Below are 10,971 nucleotides of genomic sequence, written 5' to 3' on the forward strand. Positions count from 1 at the left end.
TCAATGAATTGTAGTAATAAATTCAAATTGACCGCCATTGCAATGATGGTTGGTACCACAATGAACGCACAGGCGGCATTGTATCAAGTTGTTGAGGTTTCACCTCAGGATCATGGTTCAAACGGTGACTACCAAACGGCTTACGGGGTTGCAATTCAACAGGGCGATGCAGGTACAGATCCTTCAACAGGTTCACCTTTCGCTTTAGGCTGCTTTGATGCAGCAGCAAACTGCACGCCAGAGCAGTTTAAACTTGCAATGGAAACTCGCACTACACCGATTTCAGCGACACAAGCCGTGGATGGGAACAGCTATCGTGAAGAAATCCCATTCGGATTAGACGCTGGCTTTTACTACATCCAAGAACTCAAAGACTTTGAGCGTTACTGTTACAACCAGCTTCGCTATTCCACCTGTGACTCTTGGGCTTCAGTAAACTGGACGCCGTGGAATAAAGAACGTAGTAAAGACTTTACTTCTAATGCGTTAGCGTTCATAGAAGAAGATTCTGCTGCTTATAAAAATGAATATAACAATGTTATCAACCAGCTTACCGAGGATGGTGCAGCTGTCGGTAATCAGAGTAAAGTTAGCACAGAAAATGCTTCTACATTAGAAACACGAAATACCGTAGTTGCACCAGTAGAGCCAAATATTCTTACTGGCGATAGTGACGCAAGTGTTGTGCAAAGCCATGCTTGGAGCACAGACGGCATTTTTACTGTTGGCAGTGTTTCTCGAACAGCAAGCAATACCAATGGATCTCACCACACATCAAAAGCAGCGATTTGGGATCAAAGCGGAACCGTCAGTGAATTGGCTTGGCCAAGTGGCACATCTAAAGATGGAGAAAGGTTAGCTCAAGGGAGCATGCGTGACCTTGTCACTGATGGAACTACGGTCTATGGCGTAGGTTACAACACTTACAGTGATGATAACTACCTGAATGCGACTGTTTTTGTCGGAACTCTAGAAGCCGAAGGTAGCGTTGAAAACGCAACTTGGAAAAACAAAGTTGTTGTAGGAGCTAGACAGCGCGAAGGTGATGATACGGTTCATACAAACTCACGATTAACCGACGTTAACTCTAATTTTGTTGCTATTGGTGAAGCAAAACGTTCGGGCGGATACTTAATGCCAACGGGCTCTGCTCCGAATCGTCTCTTTATCGTAGATGATGTTCGTAAGGATTCTATTAGCGCTTTTTACCCAACTACTGGCATTTTCTTTAGCGGTGCGGGCGGTAAGATGGGCGGTATCAACTCTTACAATGAAATCGTCGGGCAACTTGATGCGGAAACGACTCGTGAAGACGATGGCAAGCCACGTCGTAAGCGCGGTTTTATCTATCCATATAGCGTAGGTGGCGAGACTAGTGAACGTGCTGCAACCTTATTCAATGGAAAAGCTTGGTTCCTAGACAGTTTGACTAATGGTGGTGATTACTCTGAACAAAACAATCAGTTCCGTATTATCGACGCAACTGATATCAATGATGCAGGTGTGATCTCTGGTACAGCTATGAAATGTGCAGGTGGTTATAGCACAACAGCAAACAATGCGACATGTAGATCTGAAGAGCAAATTGTAGCAGTCAAACTAGTACCTATTGCTGACGCAACTAAGGACGACATCGTATCTCGAAGCATTGACTCAACAACGACAGAGCGTCAAGGTGCAGGTCTTGGTTGGTTAGCTTTGACCATGCTTGGATTGTTTGGGTTCCGTAGAAAATAGTTAAAAATCGTCAGTAATTTTTAAATCAAGCAGAGGCTCACACATTTGAGTCTCTGCTTTTTTTATGCCTTGAGAAATTGCCTACTTTGATCGATTCTTATAAGTGGAGTCATAAAAACTCCATCAAAGTTTCACAATAACAGCTGTACGTTAGTAAATGGACCTGTATGAGGAATTAACTATGAAGAGACAAAAGCGTGATCGCCTAGAACGAGCTCAATCTCAAGGCTACAAAGCTGGGTTGAATGGAAGGTCTCAAGAGGCTTGCCCATATCAACAAGTTGATGCTCGGTCGTATTGGTTAGGTGGTTGGCGTGATGCCAGAGATGAAAGACAATCTGGTCTCTACAAATAAACTCTCCACATACAAAAAGAAGGATTCGAAAGGGCTCTACGGAGCCTTTTCTACATTATAGGGACATAGGGAAGTAGGTTAACACTCGATAACAAAAAGGCTCCTAAATAGGAGCCTTAATAAATCGATTAAAATCGTGATTAGAAGCTTGAAGTATCTTGGAACAAGCCAACTTTCAAATCTTTTGCTACGTAGATTTCTTTGCCGTCCACACATACACGACCGTCAGCCAAACCCATCACAAGCTTACGGTTTACAACGCGTTTCATGTGGATTTCGTACGTCACTTTTTTCGCTGTTGGCAGGATCTGACCTGTAAACTTCACTTCGCCAACACCCAGAGCACGACCTTTTCCTTTGCCACCAACCCAGCCAAGGAAGAAACCAACAAGTTGCCACATCGCATCAAGGCCAAGACAACCCGGCATTACAGGGTCGCCAGGGAAGTGGCAGTCAAAGAACCACAAATCTGGAGTAATATCCAATTCCGCCAAGATCAAACCTTTACCAAAATCGCCTTCAGTCTCAGACATTTTAGTAACACGATCCATCATTAGCATGTTTGGCGCAGGAAGCTGAGGGTAACCAGGCCCAAACAGTTCGCCTTGGCTAGAAGCAAGTAGATCGTCACGGTTATAAGAATCACGTTTGTTTTGCATTATCAATTACTCCAATTTTTGATAGCTGCATCTTAGTGAACACGTGTACGCTAAACAACTCCGATCAGTACTAGACAAACCAGTTTTTGATGCGCTGCACAATTCCTTCTGGATGCTCATGTCTTTCAAAGTTTTCAATACGTTCCGCTATTTTGCCAATAATGCTATCGTCTTCACCTCTAAAAGGTTTATTCATTACAATCGGAATAGCTTCATCTACGGTAGAAACGGACCAAATATGGAACTCACCATTTTTAATGCTTTCTATTACATCTTTATGTAATGCAAGGTGTTTAAGGTTTGATTTTGGCATCACAACACCTTGATTTCCTGTAAAACCTTGATGTTTACAAACCTGATAAAAACCTTCAATTTTTTCGTTCAAGCCACCAACGGCTTGCACTCGACCAAACTGATCAACAGCCCCTGTAACCGCAACTTGTTGATTAATTGGAGATTCAGATAAAGCACTTACCAAGCAACAAAGTTCTGCAAGAGATGCGCTGTCACCATCAACTTCACTATAAGACTGTTCAAATACGATGGAGGCTGAGTAAGGCAGTGGTTCATCCAGTTTCAGAGCAGAGCTCAAGAAAGCTTGCATAATCATCATGCCTTTTGCATGTAGATTGCCTCCAAGCTCAGCTTTGCGCTCAACATCGGAAACATCGCCATCACCAAAATGAATTACACAAGATATTCGCGCAGGCTCACCATAGCTGACAGGGTGCCCAGCCATATCAATAACGGTTAGGCCATTGATTTGACCAACTTGTTCCCCAGTTGTCTCAATGATGACTTGTCCATCTAAAATATCGTACACGGCACGCTGAGGAAGGTAAGATTCTCGGTAATACTTATCGTCAATCGCTTTATCTAACGACTTGTAATCTAATGCGTGGCCATCACTGAACTGGCTAGCAAGCGTTAGAAGTTGAGAGTGCCACATTACTCCTAAAGGCAGATAATGTTGATCTTCAGTAAATCTCATACCGGCCAGCAACAATCTTCTAAAACCACATTCAGTTAAGTGAGGCAGCTGATATTGAGAACATATCCAGTTCACTAAACCAAAGTAATCTGTCAAATTCTGCTCTGACAGATGAATATCTTCTTCAACTTCCGTATACATGGCAAAGCCAGAACAGAAGTCTTCATCGATGTATTCTAGCTCTGCTAACTGACTTCTTTCTCCTGTTACAATCAGTTTTACATCATAAGCTTTAGCTTGCGGTACTGAAGTAGGTAAACGAGTAGGGCTTAGGTTCAGTGGCTCGATAAGGTTTTGTTGAATTGCAGACTTTATATTTGGCCAAAGCCCTGGGTTAGCCAAAATTAGATTAGCCGGTACAATTAAGTAACCGTTATCTGCCTGTGAAATTAAACCAGGTTGGAAGGCAATATCACCACTTACATCAACACTGTAACGGTCAAATAAACGTTTGGCATCAAGTGATTCCGAAAAAACTATCGCAGCGTTAGACTGGCTCTGAAGAGCTTTACTGATGAACTCTCTATATACAGAATTATCTACGCAGTTAATGAGTAGTACTCGCGTCAATCCGGAAATTTTTGAAAAACGAGATATCGTTGCCGACATTCTCGGTTGGAGATCAGTAAAAGACTTCTTTGGTAACGAAGGTGCAGACTTTAAAAGTGCTTCGTACTGCTCAAGTGAAGGTGTTACGTCTTGCCAATTAAGTTGGTTCATTAAAATTCATCGTAATTCAATCTTGCCGACATTATAACGAAACGGACTATAACACCCTAGCACCAATTTGGTTTGCTCTCGGCATTCATCTCTCAATGAACAATACTTAGACAAATGAGTGATCAACATCGATACTTCTAAGAGTTTTATTTGCCCAAGTAAACCATCTGGGTTACGCTGTCACTAGGTTATGTTTATGGGTCGGAACAAATGAAATATCAGCAGCTTGAGAATCTAGAATGTGGGTGGAAATGGAAGTATCTCATCAAAAAATGGAAAGATGGTGAAGCGATTACCCGACATATTGATACGAGCGAAGCAGATGCAGCGGTCGCAGAACTAAAACGCCTTGAACACGAGCCTACACTTGTCTTAGCTTGGATAGAAAACCACATGTCAGAAGAGTTAGATAATAAACTCAAGCAGGCTATCCGAGCGAAACGGAAACGTCACTTCAATGCAGAGCAAGTCCATACAAAGAAGAAATCCATTGATTTAGATTACCGAGTTTGGGAAAAGCTTTCTAGTAGAGCGAATGAACTTGGTTGTACGTTATCTGACGCAATTGAATATTTGCTTTCCGAAGCGTCGAGAAGTGAAAAAGCGAGTCAAAAAGTTACCTCAATTAAAGAGGATTTGAGTAAATTGCTATCTAGCTAGGATAGGGAGTGCCAAATGTTATATGTAATCTTAATTGCAGCCATCGTGATCTTTTGGTTGATCGCAGTCGATAGGCCGGTGTTAAAAGTAAAGTTCGATAATGGCCATATTAGTAACGTAAAAGGGCATCTACCTCCTTCTTTCAAACACAACTTACAGGATATTAGTGAGCATAACCCGTTTACTGGTGAAATGAAGGTGTATAGCCAACGAACAGGAATGCGCTTAAGCTTTTCCAAAGGCATTCCCAAAAAAGTTCAACAGAGGATTCGTAACGTTTTTCCGCACCAGGGCTTCAAAGCAAACAAAGGCAAGAAGCGCGCTTAATTACATATCAGTTACTTCATCATGTTAAATGGGACGCAATGTGGCGTCCCATTTTCGTATCTACAGAAAAATTACTTATCATTGAACAATCAACAACATAAACGGACCAAAACGATGAGATACGTTGTAACTTTAATGATATTGATCTTTGCAAGTAATTCAGTTTTTGCTGACGATTCAGAAACGAACCTGTTGGCTAAAAAGATTAAGACTAAGCTTCAAAAGAAAGTAGACAATAAGTTTGATGGCTATCAAGGTTATTGTGACGTCATGATAGAAATGGAGCACAAAAGTAAAAACGCAGTAATAAAAAGAGTAACCAGTAGTGGTGACCAAAAAGTGTGTAGGTACGTTAAGTCCAACTTGAAGAAAGGAAAACGCTATCGTTACAAATTCCCCGAAAAGTACATTCGCCTCCATATAACCACGGGCTTATAAATGTTTCAGAACGCAACTGAGCTCGTGATTTTTGGCAGATTTCGTTGCGGAGCGATTAGAGCGTTTAGCTGATTTTTGCTGTTGTACGAGGCGAGTATGAAAGGCTTTTTTGTTTGGTAGCGCTTAAGTTAGTAATCGTGATGCCATTGAGTGGCAAATTCAGTGAGTTGGCCATCATCACCATACATAGATTGATTCAGGTGCTTACGGAAGGACACGCCAGTAAGTCGGGGACTAAGCGCGCATCAATTTTCAATAAGAGATTTGATTTGCTTCGTAAGCATAACCACAAACCAAACTAGCGATTGCAAGTCCACAGGAACCTCGGTTAAAGCCTCAAAAGCAAACAATGTTGTTAATCTTAGGAGGACATTTTAAAGTAGCTAAAACCGGACATTATTGCTTTGAGATCTCACTCCTTGGTGCGCATTATATCTGCTTATGTTGAATGCGATTGCATATGCCAGTCCTATAAAATGTCTCTCTTTTGAGGGACTATTCAATGAAGTATCACGAAATGACTAAAAACTATATTTTTCGTGAATTTGAATGTGGTTTATCCGTCGAACAAGCTGCTGAACTTTGTTTAAAAACTGTGAGAACCGTCAAAGAATGGGATAAGGGGAAAACCATTCCTCCTGAGTGTAAACGGCTGATGAGAATGACAAAGGGAAGGGAGCTAAGCCCATCTGAACAATGGGGGCACTTTAAAATGCATTATGACAGATTGGAACTTCCAACAGGACAATTGGTTACTGCCCAACAAATATTGACTGGTATTGCGCTATTAGAGATTGGAGCATTGACTGATTTAGAAGTTGCTGGCCGAGTTCTGAAGTATGCAAGGGCTTTGAAAAAAATTATGTAACAAATAAAGGCTCGTAATGAGCCTTTATTTATTTAAAATTTTCAATATCAAACTGATTGTGTAAAAACATTGGGTATGCACTTAACACAAAAATACGGTTGTTCTTATTAATTGAGGTAAGTTGAGAATTTAGAATACAAGATTGCTCTACAATGGTTTCCTTGTGCTTGTCCGCATTTACTAAATAATTTGCTTTGGATACACTTGACATAACCAAGCTATTCCATTGGGCTTTAGTTATTTTTTTAGCATGAACAAAGTCTTGAATTTTTTCTGAAGAAGACGTCTTATATACATTAGATTTAGCTTCATCTAATTCTATGCTATAGTCAACAAAAAGCTCATATGAAGGAATATCTCTTATTGCTTCCACCATGGGATAACTAATAAATAGCTTTCCGACTTCAGTTTCTTCATTGAAAATTTCAATTAGATTTTTTATATCATCTTCGTTGTATTTATCATCATGATACTCGAAGTCAAAAAAAAGATAAACTTGGTTAAAGTCATCCCTAGTATATTTAGTAAATAACTTTTCGTTTTCCCTAACTGTATTGTGCTCTTTGATGACTTCAAAAATATCAAAATCATCCGGGTCATTACCATCTCGCGTCAATAACCTTGCTAATTCATATAAGTCATTACCATAGCAACAATGTACAATGTCACTTTCTGAAAAAAAATGAGAAGTCATACTATGAAAGTATCCTACCTCTCTTTTAGCACCTTCAAACACACACAGAATACGACTTTTAGCATTAATCATAATCCAGCCCTTTGAAGATCTTCTCTAGATTATGAGCTTTACGAAGTTCTTTATTGACTAGTGTGTACAGTGGATACAACTCATCAGCCATGACAAAGTAACAATCTGGTCTCAACAGATCATTAGACATCACTGTAACGTTGTGAGTAGTTATCAAAGACTGACAATTAGTAGATGTGATCTTTTCAACCAGTAATTTAGCCAAAGAGAAATGGTAATATGCATCAAACTCATCAATATATGCAAATGTAAGCTTATTTGACTCTAGCTTTAACCACCAATAGTAAAATACACCTAATGACATAGTTCCTGTAGAGGCCGCTATGGAGAAAGGGATTTTCTTATTAGCAAAATTAAAAGCAATGCGCTGTTCATTGTCTTCACCAATCAGCGTTAGATTACACTTTATCCCTGCGTTGTTGAGAAATTTTTCAAAATCAGATAGCTTGTCCGCTTGAATAATTGATTTTGAAAGTCGATCAGTATCTAAAACTTGGCCATAGAAATCTGCATTACCGGTTAGAGTTCTGAAATAAACCATTCCAGAAACAAAGTTAACAAATTTTTTAAAAACTTTAGCGTTATGATTTTTTGGATCAAGTACAGCACTTGATTTTACATACTTAACGAGTGATATAGGTGTATCGAGCACATCTCGACTAAGGTTTTCTGCACCAGCTAGGTTAACAAAAAATTTCTCATCTTTTCTGTTGAGCATTAACACAACATTATCATTTATAGTGAGATTTTCAGTTAGAGTCTTACTTGCTTCTTTCTTTGTATAATCATATTCAACAACATCATCTCCAAAATGAAACTTATATTTAAAATAAGCATAATCATCTTTTCTTGTATCAGCGTTCAAATAATTTGAATGAAGAGATTTATTGATATCTGAGCTATTAATATGAGAGGTTAGGTCTAGTAATGCCAGACCGAGGTTTGACTTTCCACTGCCATTTCTTCCATATATTAATGCGTGCTTTATCATAGAATCTTCAATTCTATCAGAATTAAACTCGTAGCTTTTTTTAGTAATCAGATCAACATGAAATGGTTTATTACCAAAGCCTCTAAAGTTCGTTACATAAAAGTCTGCTAACATTTTCTTCAATTCACCTTGTTTGTTTGTAGTCATAGTACCACAGCATCCGATCATTTGCCGTAAAAAAACTACGGCAAAAATGTTTTGCCAATTCTATGTTCATATATTAGACATAAGCATTACAAATCTGAGAATGGCATTGTGAGACACCTACAACTAAGCCTAACAGTCGAAATGGATACTTAGAAAATAGTTGAAAGCTTTAACGACTGTCGAACTTATCCACGTAGGAGTGCATAAAGCTGATTTCAATAACACCCACACAAAATTGATATGCTACCATGCACTCATTTTTTTATGAGTGAGGAACGGAAAGTGCATGAATTACTGATACTTATATCCTTAGCGTGTATTGTGTATCTATTCACAAAGAAGGGTAAGAAACCTAAACGTAGGCTTAACGAATGGGAGCAAGGTGCAACGGTTAGAAGACCGAAAAGCATACATTCTTTTGAACCAAAAGCTGTAGAAAATAGCCCCAAGATAGTCGAAGTACCTTTGCCGAACACTGGCAATAAGCATAATTCTGTACCTCACAAGAAAAGTACATACTTGGCCACCAAGACAGAGCGCAGATTCTATAAAGTGTTGCAGGAGCTTATACCTGATGAGTACGTGATTCATAGTCAAGTTTCATTGATGGCGTTAGTTCAACCGACCAACTTTAAAGACAACTCTCGAACTTGGGCTAAAAGAATGGACTACGTGATAACGGATAGAGATACAAAAGTCTTGGCGGTCATCGAGCTGGATGACTCATCTCATAGGCAGAAGAAGAGACAAGAACGAGATATATACGTAAACAATGCACTTAACGGACACCATCCGTTGCTCCGGTTTGAAGCTAGAAGCTCTTATGATAAAACACATATCGCAACCGTATTAGAGCGTGACACGATAATAAAGTGTAGAGAATTGGAGAGCGTATTACAGTACAGCTAAAGCAGAGCCGAACAGCAATTGTTCGGCTTTTCTTTTTAACTCAAAGTATCGTGGTTCTTATCGTTACTTTAAGTTCTTTATCTACCGTATTGGTCTTTTCTGACCGGAATAACGCACCAAGTAACGGAACATCCATCAAGACAGGTACACCGCTTACCGAGTCGCGCTGCTCTTGGGAAATCAACCCACCTAAAGAGATCGTTTGGCGGTCTTTGACCTTGACCACGGTTTGCAGTGTTCGCGTATTGGTGATGATGTCGGATGCGATAGAGGAATCCGTTACCGAGTCGGATTTTTGCACTATCTGTAACACAACATGATCACCAATTACATGCGGTACTACCTCAAGTGACACGCCCACATCCTTACGCTCAATTTGCTGGACTCGATTACCGCCGTCAGTTACCTCAGATGAAGTGAGGAACGGTACGTTCTGACCAACCGTGATATAACCGCGCTCCCTGTCCATAATGAACATGTTTGGGCGTGATAAGAGCTTGGTATTCTGATTCTTTGATACAGCTTTGATAAGCGCATTGAAATCACCGCCCTCATAGAACAACAGGTTATCAACGGCTTTCTTAATTGCGGTAGGCTGCGAAACAAAGCCAGCCTCACTCAGTGCCAAGTCCATATTCACGCCGATTTCTTGAGAATCGCCGAGCTCAGTTTCGGTAATCACCGCCTCGATAAAGACTTGCTTTTGTGGTCTATCAATCCCTTTGATGAGCACATCAATGTGCTTCAATTGGTTCTCAGAGCCAGTCACGATAATGCTGTTTGTGGTCGGTAGCACCTCAACCTTGTAATTCTTAATCGCTTTGTTGTTCAGTGTTTGATTCTGAGTTGCAGCAAGCATCGAGGAAATCAAATCAACGACCTTGGTATTTCGAACATTCTCAAAGAAGTACAACTTCACTTGTGAGGGTTCGAACGTCTCCACTTTGTTAGCGTCAGCAATGATGGTAAAAACGCCGTGGTCATGCGTAAGCTCGTAACCGTGCGCACGAAGCACCGAAAGGAAAAAGGCAGGATAGTCCTCATCTTTCAAATCCGGTGCGGTAAAGCTGACCTCACCAGTGACACCATGACCGAGCACAACTGTGTTTCCAGTGTGAACCGAGAACCACGATGCAAAGTCTCCAATCGGTGTGTTCTTTGCCTCAAAAGGCGCAGAGCTTGCGGCAAAAGAAGGCGAGCTGAGCAGGGCGCACGTAAGCAGTAAAGTGGTAATGCTTGATGTGGAAAAGTTGGAACAAGCCGTTGTTTGTTTCTCAACTTTACCACAGCGCATGATAAGTAATGAGCGCGCAAACAGTGAGCCTCCGGCGCAATAAAATTCTTTTTGTATTTCTGAAAGAAAAGCTGTGAGTTTTGCGATTATCCATGACATAAAGCGCACC

The 10,971-nt window shown here is 40.4% G+C and carries 12 protein-coding genes; 7 read left to right on the forward strand and 5 right to left on the reverse strand.

The window, feature by feature from the left end:
• The first annotated feature begins 3 nt into the window (after positions 1–3).
• Both NL626_RS00185 and rmf read left to right on the forward strand, forming a co-directional pair.
• Positions 4–1,737, forward strand: coding sequence for a DUF3466 family protein (locus NL626_RS00185; RefSeq protein WP_167415212.1), 1,734 nt, complete (start codon positions 4–6; stop codon positions 1,735–1,737).
• A 181-nt stretch (positions 1,738–1,918) separates the two neighbouring features.
• Positions 1,919–2,092, forward strand: a complete 174-nt coding sequence (gene rmf, locus NL626_RS00190) for a ribosome modulation factor (protein WP_005377453.1) — start codon at positions 1,919–1,921, stop codon at positions 2,090–2,092.
• Between the two features lie 140 nt (positions 2,093–2,232).
• On the opposite strand, the gene fabA is transcribed toward rmf, so the two are convergent.
• Positions 2,233–2,751 carry a bifunctional 3-hydroxydecanoyl-ACP dehydratase/trans-2-decenoyl-ACP isomerase gene (gene fabA / locus NL626_RS00195; RefSeq protein ID WP_005390081.1) on the reverse strand — a complete coding sequence of 173 codons (519 nt, stop codon included), beginning with the start codon at positions 2,749–2,751 and terminating at the stop codon, positions 2,233–2,235.
• 70 nt (positions 2,752–2,821) lie between these two features.
• Positions 2,822–4,462 carry a Lon protease family protein gene (locus tag NL626_RS00200; RefSeq protein WP_005377458.1) on the reverse strand — a complete coding sequence of 547 codons (1,641 nt, stop codon included), beginning with the start codon at positions 4,460–4,462 and terminating at the stop codon, positions 2,822–2,824.
• A 210-nt stretch (positions 4,463–4,672) separates the two neighbouring features.
• Here NL626_RS00200 and matP point away from each other — a divergent pair, with 210 nt between their 5' ends.
• The 4 genes from matP (at position 4,673) to NL626_RS00220 (ending at position 6,755) form a co-directional block, all read left to right on the forward strand.
• On the forward strand, positions 4,673–5,122 hold the full coding sequence (gene matP / locus NL626_RS00205) for a macrodomain Ter protein MatP (RefSeq protein WP_005396497.1): 450 nt from the start codon (positions 4,673–4,675) through the stop codon (positions 5,120–5,122).
• A 15-nt stretch (positions 5,123–5,137) separates the two neighbouring features.
• On the forward strand, positions 5,138–5,449 hold the full coding sequence (locus tag NL626_RS00210; protein ID WP_005377468.1) for a DUF3634 family protein: 312 nt from the start codon (positions 5,138–5,140) through the stop codon (positions 5,447–5,449).
• Positions 5,450–5,563: 114 nt separating this feature from the next.
• Complete coding sequence (locus NL626_RS00215) at positions 5,564–5,887, forward strand: hypothetical protein (RefSeq protein ID WP_158173897.1); 324 nt, start codon at positions 5,564–5,566, stop codon at positions 5,885–5,887.
• Positions 5,888–6,389: 502 nt separating this feature from the next.
• A complete protein-coding gene (locus tag NL626_RS00220; RefSeq protein ID WP_253656873.1) occupies positions 6,390–6,755 on the forward strand; it encodes a regulator in 366 nt (121 codons plus the stop codon).
• 28 nt (positions 6,756–6,783) lie between these two features.
• Here the strand turns inward: NL626_RS00220 and NL626_RS00225 are convergent, their stop codons facing one another.
• Positions 6,784–7,521, reverse strand: coding sequence for a hypothetical protein (locus NL626_RS00225; protein ID WP_253656874.1), 738 nt, complete (start codon positions 7,519–7,521; stop codon positions 6,784–6,786).
• Entirely contained in the window at positions 7,514–8,659 is a 1,146-nt protein-coding gene (locus tag NL626_RS00230) for an ATP/GTP-binding protein (protein ID WP_253656875.1), read from the reverse strand. Before NL626_RS00230 ends, NL626_RS00225 begins: the two co-directional genes overlap by 8 nt.
• A gap of 282 nt (positions 8,660–8,941) precedes the next feature.
• On the opposite strand from NL626_RS00230, the gene NL626_RS00235 reads away from it, so the two are divergent.
• Positions 8,942–9,568: a DUF2726 domain-containing protein gene (locus NL626_RS00235; RefSeq protein WP_253656876.1), complete on the forward strand. Its 627-nt coding sequence runs from the start codon at positions 8,942–8,944 to the stop codon at positions 9,566–9,568.
• Between the two features lie 40 nt (positions 9,569–9,608).
• On the opposite strand, the gene NL626_RS00240 is transcribed toward NL626_RS00235, so the two are convergent.
• Positions 9,609–10,961: a secretin N-terminal domain-containing protein gene (locus NL626_RS00240; protein WP_213886749.1), complete on the reverse strand. Its 1,353-nt coding sequence runs from the start codon at positions 10,959–10,961 to the stop codon at positions 9,609–9,611.
• Positions 10,962–10,971 lie beyond the last annotated feature (10 nt).

The organism is Vibrio sp. Y58_MX_L22 (assembly GCF_024181865.1).
GTDB classification, from domain to species: domain Bacteria; phylum Pseudomonadota; class Gammaproteobacteria; order Enterobacterales; family Vibrionaceae; genus Vibrio; species Vibrio alginolyticus.